This is a genomic window from Paenibacillus turicensis, from assembly GCF_017873435.1.
Lineage (GTDB): Bacteria > Bacillota > Bacilli > Paenibacillales > Paenibacillaceae > Fontibacillus > Fontibacillus turicensis.
Genome location: NZ_JAGGKG010000005.1, coordinates 1 through 14,304 on the forward strand (window position 1 = coordinate 1; position 14,304 = coordinate 14,304).

Genomic DNA, 14,304 nt, shown 5'->3' on the forward strand with positions numbered 1-14,304 from the left:
TAGGGAATGAATGTACACCATTCGGAACCCAGCATACAGGAGGCGCTTTTTTTGTTCAAACCTCAAATTAATTCATTACAGGAATTGCTCCTTATTGCACTGGTAAGCCTGCTGCTTTACGAAGTAGATTAGCAGTTTCGTTCAATTGTTTGGCAAGATCATTTCGTCCGTATGATTTTGCTTCAAACCAAGCAGGGGATAACCAGCGATAAATAATTTCTTGGGCGTTGCTTTTTGGTAGCTTTTGGACTGGCGTCGTTGTTGTGCCTGCGATTGGAATTCCTGCGTTGAGTCGTAAATTATTTGCTAGGTTGTGAAAGTGGTTCATACCTTCAAGATCGTTGCGGTCTTTAGATACGTACCAAATTGGTGAAATATAAGTGGCGATTAGAGATTGGGCTACATTTGCGGGAATTGGTTCAAAGTCGAGGGTAACGCCACCTGAGGCGGGTTGCTTCAATTCAGTTGCGACATCGTTTAATAGGTCCTTTAATGTTTTGCCATTGGTTGCTAATGCCTGATCGACATCACGCTTGCGAGCTGGATCTAGCTGTCGGTGTGAAGGGATATGCACAAACGGGTTTTTCCCCCATTTATCACAGCAATATGCCAAATACCACACATACCGCTTGTAGGCTTCGTCAAAATCAATTTTACGCAGCACCTTGCCATTTCGGCGGCTTTCTCCGTAACATAGCTCAATCGCTAATGCAGCATCATTACTGTCATAGCCAAAACGCTCGTTATCAGTTGTCACGTTGTAAAGCACATGCCACGCTTTTTCGGCAGGGTCACCTCCAGTTCCAGTGGGGATAATTTCTAGAATCATTTTGTCATCAATAAAGACGTGGGCAGAGGCGCTTCTATCTTTTTGTGTGTTAAAGTAGCTATAATGATTTTCTGCTCCTGCGCCCGGATTGCCTGTATCATGCGCTACAAAAAAGGCAGGTGTGCCTGTTTTCAAACGTGTACCAGGACGGACATTTGGACGTTTATCGATATATCTTCGTTCAATCTTATATTTAGTTTTGTCCAAGATATTCACTTCTCCTTTCTAGCCTATGCAAGAAGTTTGCATTTCTGCTATTATTCTATTCTTCTATTCGATCCATTCGCTTGTGCATTTGCTTGGAGGACTCTTCAATTCGTGTTACGCGCTCACTTAAAACGTCAATTCGTTGACTTTGTACACGTTGATCAAGCCTGATATCGTCTACGCCACGCCGAATGTATTCGAGATCCGTCTGCAAAGCGGTCACTGTGCCCGCATCGTGGGCGGCATCTTGCCGAATCGAACGTGTCCTGCCAAGCCAGCCAAGCGCCATGCCGCTAAGGGCGGTAATGACGGCGAAGATTGCTGTGGGGTCCATGGGTTTTGCCTCCTTTTTTTGTGGGATAGAGAATAGCCCTCTGACGGGGTCAGAGGGCATAAAAAATACGCCTTTAGGCGCTGTCTGTTATACTATTAAGTTACCCATACTCCGCCCCTCCCTCTAATAAATTAGTTCATTAAATCCTTGAACATTTTCGGGATCATGTAATTTTATTTCGTCTAATAGATCGGTTCCGTTTTCCATTGCCTTAGTAATAGCAATCGACTTCATTTCAACAAATTTAACCGCATCGGTAATAAGGTCTATTTCATAAGACTTACCATCATAATTGTGATGAATAGTAGTAGAATAAATTCGAGTCTTTGTTCTATCCATAACAAAATACGTCGACAAGAAATCAATCATTGCTGTCATGCGTTCCTCAGAAATTTCTTCTTCTCTATCTGGCATAATATTAAACATTCAAATTCCTCCTCCTACTATTTTGTAAATACATGAATCTCTGAATACATATTAACTCCACCAGTATTCATGAATCCTATTCTATTGTTTTCAGGTTCGTAGTTAAAAAACTGTACAACGTTATTACCGTTTTTAAGAGTTACATAATTTGATAATGTAGTTGGATAGCCTAAATACATATAGTCCATTATAATACTCATTGATTCTGTATTATTATACGGCGGGACATTTTGGGTTGAATATGAGGTGAACCATATAAGATACGGACGGGTAGGAGCGTGAATATAAATTAATGTATTAGGAATAGTCAAAAGATTCTTGTATACATTCTCCTTTATCGCTCCTGTATAACTCCCACTCACCCCAAACAGACTAACGCCCTGCTTAATATTTCCTGCAACCAAATTCGGACTCCCCTCGACCACAATCGGACTATCATAAATCCCAGCTTGTTTAGTTTGATTAGTGGTACTAGGCGTAACTGTCCCGCCAGTCCTAACAGGTAACATCCCAACTACATCTCCATTATCTGTTGTTGCAACCTTCCCTGCTCTGATGTCTCCTGCAACTGCATCACCTGACCCACCAGAGCTATCTGCCAAAAAATCTATACCTACTTTGCGGAAGGTGTAGGGCTTACCTGCTTGTAATTTTCCTGATGTAAAGGCTTTGCCTTTTTGGTCTTTAAGACTGATTGCACCAAGTCCATTAATGTTAAGCGTTACTTCTGCTTCGTTAGTTACATGAGGAACAATAGTAATTCCAAAACCATCTTCTAAAATAATAGGCTTAGGATCTAGGTTAACTGTATAGGCTTCTGCTGTGCCTTCTGTATGAGCAAATGCGGGCTGACGGACATAGTTAGCTTGGAGTTGTTGTACTGTTTCCTCGGACATTTCTTGGAGTGTGATTCCGTTCATAGCTATTCCCCTTTCTTTAGGCATAAAAAATACGCCTTATTCGGCGCTCTGTTTAATTTCCCCATATTGTTCTTCTGTAATCCACTTCTTAACATCAACCGCTTTACGCAAGCCTGCATCATCTAGCTTTTCAGTTAAATACAACCGTTTCAATGTTTCAAACATTAATTAGCACCTCCTAATGAATCTAATACAAGTTGATCAATAATGACTTGTTGCTGTTTTAATAGGACTTGTGTTTGTTCTTCAGGTGTTAATGGTACTTCAATTTCTTCAAGCCATTGCTCCGCCGTAATTGGATTAACAAACCACTGATAGCCCTTGCCTGCTTCGTATTCAGGGAATGTAATTTCATCCTCTACTACAACTCCGATGCTACGATCAATAGAATCATTTTGTGAGACATCCAAATTATATATAGTTTCAACTTTAATTTTTTTATCATTAATTTTCGTCCCTACTAATAATCTCATTTTTTCCTCTTCCTTCCAATAAAACTCTATTTTATTTTATAATATACCTCACCTTGTAATTTTCTCAAAGACGTATTATTTGCTAAAAAGTGTGCACAATACACATCCCCTCTGGAGTCTACGTCAATACCATACACTTGACCTAAATCCAAACTACCCCAAATCTTATTCCAATTTTTATCCATCTTCACAACCGTATCCATTCCTATTGCTGCGCCAATTATACCTACATAAACCCTGCCAAGGCTATCCGTTTTTATCGTTTGACAGTTTCCAACCTTGTTTGTTCTGTTTTTTTCAGAGCCAGAAACACCATCAATCACAGTTATACCGTTGTTCGCCAAGGGGTTGTCTGCAAAACACACATAAACGTTGTTTTCTTCGTCTATCGTTATACCTCGCGGCGATTTAGTCTCGCTTCTCCCCCAAATTCTATTGCCATTACTTGTACTCAATCTCCTGATTCTCTCGCTTGAACTGACAGCATGAGAGCAAACCAAAATGTCATTTTTCACAGCCATACCAACGCAATTAGGTAAATCCGCTTTTTGCCACAACTGAGCAAGACCGCTATTATATTTAGCTACCGATACAGAACCACCAGTAGAACCCTCATACCCAACATATACATTCTGTTTTTCGTCTACCGCTATCGACAATCCGTTTCGGGGTTCGGATGAAGCCAACACAAGACCTCCATCACTTTCCCTTAATTTTATGACGCTATAAGTGCTAGAAGCTAAACCATTGAGCGCCACGTAAATGTTTCCAAAACCATCTCTAGCTATTGCCGATGGAAAATTGAAATTTGTAGAAACATGCGACCAAACCTCTGTGCCGTTTACGTCTAATTTGATTATTTTTTTTACTGAGCCGGAGTTATAACAAACCCAATACGAACTCCGATCATCGTCAACGACGACTCCTTTTGCGAATTGCGCTTGCGATGCGCTCTTTACCCAAGCTACCCCCCCATTCCCCTTAGTATTATCTATTTCTAAGTCCGAATCAGTTACTACGCCCCCAGAAACGTTTTTTTTTGCCCCTAGCCTATAATTATCTAGTCTGTAATCATCTAATAGACTCATTCTATGTCCACCTCACGACCTGAAATGTAATAGTGTCCATTTCCTGTTCCTACTTTGGAAATGAACAACGCTTCACCAGATTCTAATATTTGATCTAAAAAAGGGATTGTTATTGAATCATACTCTTTTAACTCGTGATTGAATGCAAGATGAACATTAGCAAAAGTAATAGTGAATCTTATAGCTGACGAGGAATAGTTGCATATAGAAATCGCCTTGACGAATGCTTTCTTCCCCTCTGGAACTGTATAAACAATGGTAGCTACCCCATCAACTATACTCCCCTTAGCAAACCTCTTACTCACATCAGCCATTTACAACGCCCCCCAATTACTTTGTTGATTAATAATTCTATCTAAATCTCTAATTCTACTAATAGGAACGCTATCTACCGCCAACACCGCCCCATTAATCGCCCCATCTTCCCCAATGGGTACATTTTTCATAACAAGCAGCGACAACTCTGAACCTTCAGCAATTCCTTTGGCAAGCACCAGTTCCGCTCGCTTCACAAGCGTACCAGCTTCATCCCGAACCGCACCCTTCACTGTGTACTGACTCGCATCCAAAAACGCTCGGTTAATGACCACGATCAACGTATCCGTGGCCACCTCAAACGTATCCAGCGGAATCTCAAAGGTTGTTTGGTTATCCTCTGTCGATACCACCTGTAAAGGATAGCTCACTAACTTTGGAATTCCTGTAGCGGTAACTAAGCTAATTTGCTCATCAGTATAAGCTTTGGCTTGCTGGAAGCCACCTCCAACCGCACCATCTAGTTTGTCCCAGTTGTCATTTAGCATCGTCTGGATGTTAAACGTATCGTTTTTGTCTAAAATAGGATCTTTTTTCAATAGACCTAAATTTTTAGTTTTACTGCTCACTATACCTCACTCCTTCCATCAAAGTTACCTAGTGGCTGTGCTTGCATTTGTTCCAATATCATCACCTCATGAATGTCGCTAAGTCGTAAATAATTAAAGGAATATTCAGCGATCAAATGCGCTGGCTTAATTTCTTCAATCATCGCTTTAATATCATCCAAGTTAGGAGGGACACCAATCGTATCTTTAAAATAAATCGTAAAGCTCCACTCCGCTGGCTGAAAGGTGACATCCACATTACCCACGTAATAAGCTTCGGCTACATTTTGGACTAGACGACCTGAGAAGCTGCCACTGCCGCGAAGCTTTGACTCCACCACTGCTCTACGCTGTGAGATCGGCTTACTAGGATCACTATAAATGCCTAGCTCATTTTCCCAATGCACTAATCCCCATGTTGCCGTCTTCACAAAAAACTGATCCAACGTCTCATGGAGCGCTTCACTCAGCTTATCTAACTCTGTCCCCACGCCATCTAAATGAGAGCGCATAACACGAGAGTTTTCGTAATAAGTTGGCAAATAACCAAGCATTTCTCGTCCCGATTCACTCATGACTTCATTCATGCACATTCACCTCGCCAAGCACCGCCACCTGACCAAATGGGATTTCGATGTTGCTATCTGTGGAGCCATTTACGGTTAAACCAGAATAGTCTGTGATCGGCGGAATATCTAACAAAACCGCGGCAATACGTGTAATCCGCACCAAGCTATCCTGAAAAGCTAGCTGCTTTAGGTAGCTCGTTACTCCTTTTTGAATGAGTGCTTTGACCTCGTCTAGGGTCGCCTCCTTCGCCAAAGTAAGCTGTACCGAAATGTTAATCGGCACTTCCTGAGCAGGCATAACTGTTGTGATTGCTCCTGCTGGTGCCATGCCTTGCCCTTGCCCGTCCTGCGTGGGGTCAATATACGTCTGAACGGCTTGCACAATGTCTGCATTAGCTGCACGTTTTTCAGTATCAATGACATAAATACCAACTGTGCCAGCCCCTTGCCACAAAGGCTTGACCTGTACACCTCCGACACCCGCAATTTCAGTTGCCCAAAGCGTATAATGGGCTTTGTTTCCACTCGTGCCTTGGTTACGAACTCTTGCATAAAAACGCTCTAGCAATGCTTCATCCGACTCAACATTTGCGCCACCACTAAACTCTTTTTCATTCGTAATCTTTGATATCCCTTGAATTGGGGTGGACATAATTGTAATTACGCCACTAGGGACATTGCCTTGCTTCCCTGCTACCAAAGCAGCTGCTCCCACCTTGCCAACGCCTTCATCATTTAAGGTGACATCAGCATTTGTGACATACTCGATGCTAGCTTCGCCAGTCCATTCGTCGGCAAGTGTCGCTAAGATCGTCCCCTTAGGTACGACCTGCCCTGGAGTACCTGAAAACGTAATCCCACCACTAGCAGCAACAGCACCACGACGACTCACACCATGCTCTGCCACCCGATAGTCCAAATATTCGCCATACGTTGTGCTTGCAAATCCACGCGCTAACACCTGCTGCGCCCAAATTGCGGCTTCAGATAACGCAAACGCCACCGGCGCTTCCGCGTCCCAAATAAAAGAACCTTCAGATTTATCAATATCCGAAGGCACTTTGTCCAGCATTCGCTGCATAATTTGTTCTTCTGTTTGCTCCTGTAAATAAAGCGGCAACTCTGCCATTAGAACGACACACTCCTTTCCAGCCTACTGCTCTCCTGCCTTACACTTGTGACAACACAGCTAAAATGACACGCACCTTCCGACCAATCAAACTGGAATTGATCCACCTCAGCCGTTCTAGGGTCCACCATTAATGCTTCCGTCGTCATTCGTTCGATTTCGGATTCAAGCGCTGGCTTACTATATGCTCTGCCTATTAACTCATCGTATTGCTGTCCATAGTCATTGGAGTACACCAAATGTCGGTATCTTGGCGTATGTAGCGCCTTCATGCACCACACCTTCCAAGCCTCTAGCTCGTCTGCGACCGCAATCCGTTTCGTATTTGTAAAAATAAAATCCCCTTGCTCAAAATCAAACTGCCAGCTTCGTCCAAACTGAACCGCAGAAGCGTCACTAGATACGTTCAATACATCATCAACCGCATCAAGCTCGTTACCACTTCCGTTACTCTCAGCCCAAACGACATCATTTGGAAAAAGATCAGCCACCTGCACTCACCACCTTGCATAATACAACGGCATCTTGCCCTCCATTGAGCTGTAATACAACCACTCTGTCCCCAGCTACTAAACCTTTGGCTAAGCTCATGCCTACCTTTGGAATCTCACCAGCTTCAACCTCATAGCTCATCTGTCCTGTCCCAGAGCTTAATTCCTCGCTATCAGGATGATCAGCGTCAACCTTTATTTTGCCCTTTTGAGTATAGGCTGGCATGGCTAAAGTCACGTTAAAATCTGCAACATAATAGTCCTGAATTTCATGCTTAAATTGATCTAGCTTAAGTCCAGTTGCTGTAATTGTGCCTAGCTCCGCTCCAGTACCTAACATCATCTGCTGGGCATGCCCAGAAATTTGCTGCTTTAAGGAGGAGGCAAAAGATACATAAGGATCATCAGCCATAATTTAAAAAATACCTCCTTTTCACAAAATCCTTCGACGCTAGCTCTAGCGACATATGCCCTGGATCACCTAGCTCATGCGTAATTGAGGTGACAATGAGCTTCAACCCATTAAAATGTACAAGATCACCTGCACGCATCGTATTAATGTCCATAGCACGAACCGTAAAGGTTTCAATCACTCCCGTCAGCATGGATTGTGCTAGTTTTTTGGCAGCGGCGGTTGTTTTTGTTTCTTCGTTTTGTACAATTTTTTGTAATGTGCCTAGCTTAGGAATATCGGGAGAAGAAGCTATCGCTAACACTGGAGATGGTGAATCAGCGCCTGACTTCCCATTTTCACTATTTCCAATGACCTTCACCTTCGTGATTGCCCCTTCAAGAGTACGCACCTGTGTTACTTCCTCTATCGCTTCCAGATTCCATACCGTTTTGTTACTTCCGATTTTGAAAAGCTCTAAACCTGCTGGCGTCATGCGTGGAATATACATCTCCCCACCAGCCTTGACGGTTTCTTGTAGGTCTTGCGTAATCATGTTGTAAATAGGCTGAGCACGATGAGTTGCTTTACTTAGCTTCGTTGAAATATTAGGGATATTCCCTAATTTAATCTTCCAGTCTGTCGCATACTTTTTTAATCGTTGACTCGCTGTACTTCCCGCTTTGAAAAAATACTCATCCTCTGATTTTGTCAAATAAATGGTGCGATCATAGGCAACGATAGTAATATGCTTACTACCTTTTGTATTACTGCTCAGATCCCAGACCACCCCAGGATGAAGCAAATACACCATACTGCTACCCTCATATGGAACACCGCTAACTCGAATACCTTGTCCCGGTTCAATTTGTATTCCCTCAGTAGGCACTTTTAACTGAATGGTCGCTTCATACGATATTTGCTCTAAAGAATCCTTGAGTGAAATACTCTCAATGAGTTCTCTTAAATAATACTTATTGTCTAAAACAACCTCGTAACTCACGATGGCATCACCAACTTTTGTCCAACCTTAATTTTGTTAGGGTCTGCACCAATCGTTGCCTTATTAAGCTTATAAATATCTTGCCACTTAGAGCTAGAGCCTAACTCCCTTTTTGCAATTTTAGATAAGCTATCCCCTGATTTCACGACATAAGTGACCGATTTTTTACGCGTATCACTACGTGAATCCTTAGCTTTTGAGCTTGCACCTGTTTTGCTTGCAGTTGAAACTGTCCCTGCCTTCGTGTGCATTTTAGGCTTTCGCCAAGTACGCGCCACGATATCAAAATAAATATCGCCAGGCTCCCCACCTCGAAATGAATTGTTATGTGCTGAAAGAATGACAAGTGCATTCAGTAGCTTGGAGTTTTCTCCTGCAATAAGCAATCTTAGCGGCTCCCCTTTACTCATCATCGCAGTAAGTTGATCCATCGCTGTTTTGGGATCTGGAAAATCTTCATAGGTACAATAGCTTTTGTTATAGTGAAGTGGAAAAAAAGAAGAGAAGGCGATTTCCTTCACCTTCTCCCCTCCCGGGAAATCATATTCGCCAAGAGAAAGAATGTTCACCGTCTCCACATCTTTGCCTCTTGTAATACTCACTTCCTCCGGATTTACAGGAAATTTAAAATCAACACCAGAGGAATCTTTTAAAATAAACTCCATATTCCATTCCTCATCTCAACTTCGTATTTTGCCATGCTAACTGAACAGAGCTTGTAATTTTCGTCCCTACAACGCTAGCAATTTGATCATAATTTAGCTCAGGCTGATTCACGGTAAGCTGTACCGCCCCGACTGGCAGGTTAACTTGAATCGTTGGATCAAGTACCTGCTTTTGCACGTCAGGCTGTGCCTGCATCGTTGCAGTAGGGGTGATTGGGGTTGGAGCCATACTAGTACCTATATTTGTACAATTGCAATTGCAGTAACAATGGCAACCTCCATTGTTAGAAGGTGTAAGTCCTCCCCGATCTGATGTTGGTGATGATGGAGGCCCCATAATAACGTTATTTCTAGGATATCTAATAGAATCTGGGATAGGCGCAACGCTTGCTTCACGTTGTGCTAAAATTGGAGAAGATATTACTGCTCCAACAGTTTTCTTAGGCTCCTCTTTTCCATAGATTAGATCAAAAATCCAACCACCTACAGCATCACCTGCATGGGAGCCTGCTGCACCGCCAGCAAGTGCACCTGCTGCTGTACCTATACCAGGTCCAAACAAAGTCCCAATTGTTCCACCAAGGAAACCTCCTCCAGCAGATAAAATAGCAGAGCCAATCGCTTGTGCTCGTTCTCTACCAGAACCTGCAGTTATTATAGACACTCCATCTACCAATGCTCCTAGTGCTCCACCCATACGTCCAAGTACATTTTTCCCAAATTTCCCTATCGCTTTAGTACCATTCCAAGCTCCCTTTAAAAAATCACCAGCAGAACCTAAACCTTTAGAGATGCTTGAACCGACACCCCCAAAAATATTTTTGCCCCAGTCTAGCACCTTACCACCTACATTTTTAGTGCCATTCCAAAGGCCTCCACCAACATCTTTGGTTTTATCCCACAGGTTACCACCAATATTTTTGACTCCATCCCATAGATTTCCACCTACGGTTTTAGCCTTTTCCAGCACGTTACCGCCTACGTTCTTCGCTCCATCCCATAGGTTGCCGCCAACGGTTTTAGCCTTCTCCCATGCTTTTCCAGCTACTTCGGTACCTTTACCAATCCATTTGCCAGCCGTTTCCCCCATGGATTTGATTTTATCCTTGCCCCAATCGCCTATTTTATCTAATACTGCATCCTTTAGCGCTTTAACTAAAGATCCAATTTTAGATTTCTCAAGAAACTTATCTATTAAAGTGGAAAGCTTATCTGCAATTAGATTTTTAAGGGTATCTATTGCAATATCGATAATAATATCGCCAAGACTATCCCCATCTTTGCCACCTGAGCCATCACCTGAATCACATTTACATTCACAGCAGTCCTCTTTCCCTTTTTCAATAGAAGGGATTGCAATTTGAACTGTGGATAGCTGAATAGAAATAGAGCTAGATATTGAGGTAATCGTTTTGCTAGCCTGATTAGAAAACCACTTTCCAAATGTGCTACCAATCATCGATTCCCAATTTACCTTCTGTAATTGAATTGCCCATCTCTTAGAGGTTAATGCTCTTAAATTAGCTTCCACACCCGCAATCTCTGCCGTAGCAAAATCATTTATGTGAAGGGTCGGCATAAAGGTTCGACGATTAAGTCGTAGTAACCGATTCTCAATCCTAGTCAAATGATCCGACAGCTTATCATTAAGTGCAAGCGTTGGCGCAATATTCATCTTGCCTAAAGCAGTACCTCGCCGCTGTGCACGCTCAAACAAACTATCCACTCGACTTATCTTCTTTTCAAGCTGATCTAGCTGGCGCACACTTTTATCTGTGTTGACTTCATATTCATTTTGTTTAGCCATAATCTCCTCCTTTCTAGACTTACATCCAAAAGAGATTCGCTAAGTCTTTTTCTAATTCCGTTATCCCTCTATACCTCATTCAATTTCATTCCAATGGATTAAATTACATTCATCGCATTTGCTGCTTCTTTACGCACTCTATCCTATCAACCAAGCATTCTCGCTTTATCGCTTATCTATCGAACCTGTAGCTAACTCTAGCTCTTTTTCTGAAAAAGCGCGTAGTAGCTTGCGTTCCCCTTTAGACAACGACCAATACACCCCGGGGCGAAGATGATGCCGATTCCACAGATGGAACATAAGCGCCGTCTCCCCACCGGAGTCCATTAGTTTTTTATGTCTTCGATGTTAACCCCAAATCCAGAAATTTCGAGCACCTTGTCACCTACTGCATCCAGTTCCCCTGCTAAAAGCAAACGACGAACCGCTTCCTCGCCACCAGACAATTTCAAGCGACTCACCAGGCGATCATCCCCCCAGCCAGAAAGCTGTACAGAATGCTCAGTTCCTTCCTTGTCCTTTTTCACGACCTCTAAGGCTGCCGTTGCTTCCTTAATTAAAGCCGCATTAAACAGCTCACTATCTACCTTTTCAGAAACATGACCTTTGTTCGTTTTCCGCACTGTACAACGCTCACGAATACCATCTACCTTGCTAGAGGTCAAACCACGGAGCGTGATGCGCAAATTCAGACGATTAATAAACACCGTTTCCTCGGGCAAATTAGCCGCCGTTTCAAACAAACCATCCAAAATATCCTGCTCGTTAAATACTTCACTCATCTTTGTTTCCTCCAGTAAATTGACTAATTTGATTATGATTTTAGATAATAGAAAAGCTCCTTCGCCTATAAAAGTTAGGTTTGGGAGCTTTCCTTCTATTTCTCTATGCTAGTATGATGTTATACTGCATGATTGTTATCTTCTCTTTTGCTTTTTAATTCCTCTTTATGAAGCTTGAATCGGATCAAGCAATTCATAGGATTCAAACGTAAATGGAGTTTCCTCGGTTACCTCTTCTCCTGCTGTCCAGTTCGCTAGCTGAATCTTATCTACAATACAACCAGTCAACTGAATACGCTCAAAACCATAAGATTCAGGATCAGCTAACTTGTGGATAATGTCGAAACGTTCAAAACCACGTTTAATCATATCCGAAGTCACTTTATATCCACTCATCGTGCCTGTTCCCTTTTTGCGCCCAAGCTTAACGACCGTATAATCTGTACCCACTAAATTTAATTCCTTTTTCTCCACCTCAACACCTGCTTCCAAATGATTGAGATTACTTTGCCAGTTCCCATTAATAAAAATTTGACCAAAGGTCCCCATAATTACCCGAGTTGGGTCAAGATGCTGTGCCATATATAAATACCTCCATAAATTTTAATTTTTTTGAAAATATTGGCTGAATATCACCTTACTTTATACCGCCACAGTCAGCGTAGAGCAGGGGGATTGCGGAGAAATGAAATGTGCGCCTTTAAAGACGGATTGTATTCCTTAATCTATTCCATTCAAGGAATCCGTCTTTAACAGCGCTCGCAGCAACCCTCTGCTCGTAGCGACTCCCTCACCAAAAGTAAGTTTTTCAAGCCTTCATTCACTTATCACACATAAAAAGTCCCAAAAATCTGCTCCATCACGTCGGTTGTATCTGCACGCCATGTCAAATAAACCTGATCCGCATCAGGCGTAAATTGCTTTGTATTACCATAGAAGCGAGGGTCAAGTGCAACCTCATAACCTGTGGATTCAATGATATTTTCAGAAGCTAGACGTTGTAGGTATTGTCTACTTGCTTCGATTAAAGCTAAGCGGCCTTCTTCGGTGTTATTCACTTTACCGATATAGTTGTCCTCAGCTTGACGTTGTAAATCACTATTAATTTGATCAATGACGCGAATTTTACGGATTTTTTTGAAGCTAGTTCCTTGTCCCTCCGCTAAAGAGGTCAAAGTATTAACACCACGAAGTACCTTCACACGTAAACCGTCATGAATCAAAATAAATACGCCTTGCTTCACCGCTTGCTCTTGCTCTGCTCTTGTCCAGCGACGAGTGACATCATCAAATGGTGAGATCGCATAAGTCGTTGATTCCTTTAAGCCTTGACCTGCAATTAAACCAGCAACCCAAGCAGCCACCTGTGCGGAGGAATAGCTTACGCCGTTAAGCTTTGCACCTGTACCCACGTTGATGATGCCTTCATGATTAGCCACTTTGCTTCGTTCAATTGCATTTTGGACTGCGTTTTCTGCTAAATCCTCTGCATTTGAACCTCCAAGTGTGAGCAAAATTCCTTTTCCTTCTTTACGCACACGTTTTACCCAAGCAATTAGGCTTGTTCTTAGAGCCGCATCACTAACACCATCTAAGGTCAACACATGGAATTCCTCAGTTTCAAACACATTTGTTGCCGCGATATAATCTGCATTGGTAATGCCAGCAATCCCGCTATTTCCGCCTGCTAGTGCAGCTTGAGCCACATTTGCGAGTACACCCTCTGCCAGCTTTTCAGCTACAATATATTTCTGTAAAGTAGCATTAATAGCTGTAACGGCCTGCTCAACTTCACCTGTCCCAAGGTTCACTGTACCTAACAGCGTTGTCCCCTCTAGTAGCTTTAATTCCTTTTCCTCAGGGGTAAACTCATTATCCTGAATCGTAATGGTAAAGCCATTTCCGCGTTCACCTGCATATTTAGCTTTAATATTTAAAATGGCATCGCCATCTTCACCTGCTTTATTTAAGCGCAATGTAGCTTGCTTCGCATTATCATCTGCAAGTCGATAAGCCAATAGCTTTTTAGGGCCTCCTAACAAAGCAAGCTGTAAAGTCGTGTGCGCCGTAGCGCCTCCTGTTACATTTTTACTAAACACATCCGCAATCGCTGCTTCATGTGCAATCTCTACAACCTCGCCAATTGGGCCCCAATGAGCCTTAACAGGTGCAAGCACAATCCCTCTTGCCCCTGACTGAATCGCATTACCTGCTGCACTTAAAAAATTCATATATAAACCTGGTAATACCGGTTGATCGTTTAAACTCCAATTTCCTCCTGCCATTAAAAAAGCACCCTCTTTTCTTGTTCAAATTTTTTTGTTAAA

The 14,304-nt window shown here is 42.5% G+C and carries 21 protein-coding genes; 1 reads left to right on the forward strand and 20 read right to left on the reverse strand.

Annotated elements, in window-relative coordinates:
* Window positions 1-91: 91 nt before the first annotated feature.
* The 19 genes from J2Z32_RS06630 to J2Z32_RS06720 all read right to left on the reverse strand — a co-directional run bounded on the left by J2Z32_RS06630 (window position 92) and on the right by J2Z32_RS06720 (window position 12,559).
* Window positions 92-1,045: a peptidoglycan recognition protein family protein gene (locus tag J2Z32_RS06630; RefSeq protein WP_342453926.1), complete on the reverse strand. Its 954-nt coding sequence runs from the start codon at window positions 1,043-1,045 to the stop codon at window positions 92-94.
* Window positions 1,046-1,091: 46 nt separating this feature from the next.
* Entirely contained in the window at window positions 1,092-1,325 is a 234-nt protein-coding gene (locus J2Z32_RS06635; RefSeq protein ID WP_245251267.1) for a hypothetical protein, read from the reverse strand.
* Between the two features lie 168 nt (window positions 1,326-1,493).
* Window positions 1,494-1,796, reverse strand: a complete 303-nt coding sequence (locus J2Z32_RS06640; protein ID WP_210088403.1) for a hypothetical protein — start codon at window positions 1,794-1,796, stop codon at window positions 1,494-1,496.
* Between the two features lie 17 nt (window positions 1,797-1,813).
* Entirely contained in the window at window positions 1,814-2,716 is a 903-nt protein-coding gene (locus J2Z32_RS06645) for a hypothetical protein (protein ID WP_210088404.1), read from the reverse strand.
* Between the two features lie 36 nt (window positions 2,717-2,752).
* The gene (locus J2Z32_RS06650; protein WP_210088405.1) at window positions 2,753-2,881 is read right to left on the reverse strand and encodes an XkdX family protein; all 129 of its coding nucleotides are present in this window, start codon (window positions 2,879-2,881) and stop codon (window positions 2,753-2,755) included.
* Window positions 2,881-3,189 (reverse strand): hypothetical protein, encoded by a 309-nt coding sequence (locus tag J2Z32_RS06655; protein ID WP_210088406.1) that lies wholly within the window; start codon window positions 3,187-3,189, stop codon window positions 2,881-2,883. Before J2Z32_RS06655 ends, J2Z32_RS06650 begins: the two co-directional genes overlap by 1 nt.
* Before the next feature lie 26 nt (window positions 3,190-3,215).
* Window positions 3,216-4,277 (reverse strand): NHL repeat-containing protein, encoded by a 1,062-nt coding sequence (locus tag J2Z32_RS06660; protein WP_210088407.1) that lies wholly within the window; start codon window positions 4,275-4,277, stop codon window positions 3,216-3,218.
* Window positions 4,274-4,591 (reverse strand): hypothetical protein, encoded by a 318-nt coding sequence (locus J2Z32_RS06665; protein WP_210088408.1) that lies wholly within the window; start codon window positions 4,589-4,591, stop codon window positions 4,274-4,276. Before J2Z32_RS06665 ends, J2Z32_RS06660 begins: the two co-directional genes overlap by 4 nt.
* Window positions 4,592-5,161: a hypothetical protein gene (locus J2Z32_RS06670; RefSeq protein ID WP_210088409.1), complete on the reverse strand. Its 570-nt coding sequence runs from the start codon at window positions 5,159-5,161 to the stop codon at window positions 4,592-4,594. It abuts the gene before it with no gap.
* Window positions 5,161-5,727 carry a YmfQ family protein gene (locus tag J2Z32_RS06675; RefSeq protein ID WP_210088410.1) on the reverse strand — a complete coding sequence of 189 codons (567 nt, stop codon included), beginning with the start codon at window positions 5,725-5,727 and terminating at the stop codon, window positions 5,161-5,163. Before J2Z32_RS06675 ends, J2Z32_RS06670 begins: the two co-directional genes overlap by 1 nt.
* Window positions 5,720-6,838 (reverse strand): baseplate J/gp47 family protein, encoded by a 1,119-nt coding sequence (locus tag J2Z32_RS06680; RefSeq protein ID WP_210088411.1) that lies wholly within the window; start codon window positions 6,836-6,838, stop codon window positions 5,720-5,722. The genes J2Z32_RS06675 and J2Z32_RS06680 overlap by 8 nt, the downstream gene beginning before the upstream one ends.
* Window positions 6,838-7,329, reverse strand: a complete 492-nt coding sequence (locus J2Z32_RS06685) for a DUF2634 domain-containing protein (RefSeq protein WP_342453927.1) — start codon at window positions 7,327-7,329, stop codon at window positions 6,838-6,840. Before J2Z32_RS06685 ends, J2Z32_RS06680 begins: the two co-directional genes overlap by 1 nt.
* Window positions 7,322-7,741, reverse strand: a complete 420-nt coding sequence (locus tag J2Z32_RS06690; protein WP_210088413.1) for a hypothetical protein — start codon at window positions 7,739-7,741, stop codon at window positions 7,322-7,324. Before J2Z32_RS06690 ends, J2Z32_RS06685 begins: the two co-directional genes overlap by 8 nt.
* Window positions 7,734-8,723 carry an XkdQ/YqbQ family protein gene (locus J2Z32_RS06695; RefSeq protein ID WP_210088414.1) on the reverse strand — a complete coding sequence of 330 codons (990 nt, stop codon included), beginning with the start codon at window positions 8,721-8,723 and terminating at the stop codon, window positions 7,734-7,736. The genes J2Z32_RS06690 and J2Z32_RS06695 overlap by 8 nt, the downstream gene beginning before the upstream one ends.
* Window positions 8,720-9,388: a LysM peptidoglycan-binding domain-containing protein gene (locus tag J2Z32_RS06700; protein WP_210088415.1), complete on the reverse strand. Its 669-nt coding sequence runs from the start codon at window positions 9,386-9,388 to the stop codon at window positions 8,720-8,722. Before J2Z32_RS06700 ends, J2Z32_RS06695 begins: the two co-directional genes overlap by 4 nt.
* 10 nt (window positions 9,389-9,398) lie before the next feature.
* Entirely contained in the window at window positions 9,399-11,195 is a 1,797-nt protein-coding gene (locus J2Z32_RS06705; RefSeq protein WP_210088416.1) for a hypothetical protein, read from the reverse strand.
* Between the two features lie 165 nt (window positions 11,196-11,360).
* Window positions 11,361-11,522 (reverse strand): hypothetical protein, encoded by a 162-nt coding sequence (locus J2Z32_RS06710; RefSeq protein WP_210088417.1) that lies wholly within the window; start codon window positions 11,520-11,522, stop codon window positions 11,361-11,363.
* Complete coding sequence (locus tag J2Z32_RS06715) at window positions 11,522-11,977, reverse strand: phage tail assembly chaperone (protein WP_210088418.1); 456 nt, start codon at window positions 11,975-11,977, stop codon at window positions 11,522-11,524. Before J2Z32_RS06715 ends, J2Z32_RS06710 begins: the two co-directional genes overlap by 1 nt.
* Window positions 11,978-12,142: 165 nt before the next feature.
* Complete coding sequence (locus J2Z32_RS06720; protein ID WP_210088419.1) at window positions 12,143-12,559, reverse strand: phage tail tube protein; 417 nt, start codon at window positions 12,557-12,559, stop codon at window positions 12,143-12,145.
* A gap of 39 nt (window positions 12,560-12,598) precedes the next feature.
* On the opposite strand from J2Z32_RS06720, the gene J2Z32_RS22510 reads away from it, so the two are divergent.
* Complete coding sequence (locus J2Z32_RS22510; protein WP_280921112.1) at window positions 12,599-12,730, forward strand: hypothetical protein; 132 nt, start codon at window positions 12,599-12,601, stop codon at window positions 12,728-12,730.
* A 74-nt stretch (window positions 12,731-12,804) separates the two neighbouring features.
* Here J2Z32_RS22510 and J2Z32_RS06725 read toward each other — a convergent pair whose 3' ends face one another.
* Entirely contained in the window at window positions 12,805-14,262 is a 1,458-nt protein-coding gene (locus J2Z32_RS06725) for a phage tail sheath family protein (protein WP_210088420.1), read from the reverse strand.
* Between the last annotated feature and the right edge of the window lie 42 nt (window positions 14,263-14,304).

What these genes read in the sequence shown, in the direction of transcription:
- J2Z32_RS06635 (WP_245251267.1), bottom strand. Translation starts at nt 1,325, where the DNA reads ATGGCGCTTGGCTGGCTTGGCAGGACACGTTCGATTCGGCAAGATGCC.
- J2Z32_RS06640 (WP_210088403.1), bottom strand. Translation starts at nt 1,796, where the DNA reads ATGTTTAATATTATGCCAGATAGAGAAGAAGAAATTTCTGAGGAACGC.
- J2Z32_RS06645 (WP_210088404.1), bottom strand. Translation starts at nt 2,716, where the DNA reads ATGAACGGAATCACACTCCAAGAAATGTCCGAGGAAACAGTACAACAA.
- J2Z32_RS06650 (WP_210088405.1), bottom strand. Translation starts at nt 2,881, where the DNA reads ATGTTTGAAACATTGAAACGGTTGTATTTAACTGAAAAGCTAGATGAT.
- J2Z32_RS06655 (WP_210088406.1), bottom strand. Translation starts at nt 3,189, where the DNA reads ATGAGATTATTAGTAGGGACGAAAATTAATGATAAAAAAATTAAAGTT.
- J2Z32_RS06660 (WP_210088407.1), bottom strand. Translation starts at nt 4,277, where the DNA reads ATGAGTCTATTAGATGATTACAGACTAGATAATTATAGGCTAGGGGCA.
- J2Z32_RS06665 (WP_210088408.1), bottom strand. Translation starts at nt 4,591, where the DNA reads ATGGCTGATGTGAGTAAGAGGTTTGCTAAGGGGAGTATAGTTGATGGG.
- J2Z32_RS06675 (WP_210088410.1), bottom strand. Translation starts at nt 5,727, where the DNA reads ATGAATGAAGTCATGAGTGAATCGGGACGAGAAATGCTTGGTTATTTG.
- J2Z32_RS06680 (WP_210088411.1), bottom strand. Translation starts at nt 6,838, where the DNA reads ATGGCAGAGTTGCCGCTTTATTTACAGGAGCAAACAGAAGAACAAATT.
- J2Z32_RS06690 (WP_210088413.1), bottom strand. Translation starts at nt 7,741, where the DNA reads ATGGCTGATGATCCTTATGTATCTTTTGCCTCCTCCTTAAAGCAGCAA.
- J2Z32_RS06700 (WP_210088415.1), bottom strand. Translation starts at nt 9,388, where the DNA reads ATGGAGTTTATTTTAAAAGATTCCTCTGGTGTTGATTTTAAATTTCCT.
- J2Z32_RS06705 (WP_210088416.1), bottom strand. Translation starts at nt 11,195, where the DNA reads ATGGCTAAACAAAATGAATATGAAGTCAACACAGATAAAAGTGTGCGC.
- J2Z32_RS06710 (WP_210088417.1), bottom strand. Translation starts at nt 11,522, where the DNA reads ATGGACTCCGGTGGGGAGACGGCGCTTATGTTCCATCTGTGGAATCGG.
- J2Z32_RS06715 (WP_210088418.1), bottom strand. Translation starts at nt 11,977, where the DNA reads ATGAGTGAAGTATTTAACGAGCAGGATATTTTGGATGGTTTGTTTGAA.
- J2Z32_RS06720 (WP_210088419.1), bottom strand. Translation starts at nt 12,559, where the DNA reads ATGGCACAGCATCTTGACCCAACTCGGGTAATTATGGGGACCTTTGGT.
- J2Z32_RS06725 (WP_210088420.1), bottom strand. Translation starts at nt 14,262, where the DNA reads ATGGCAGGAGGAAATTGGAGTTTAAACGATCAACCGGTATTACCAGGT.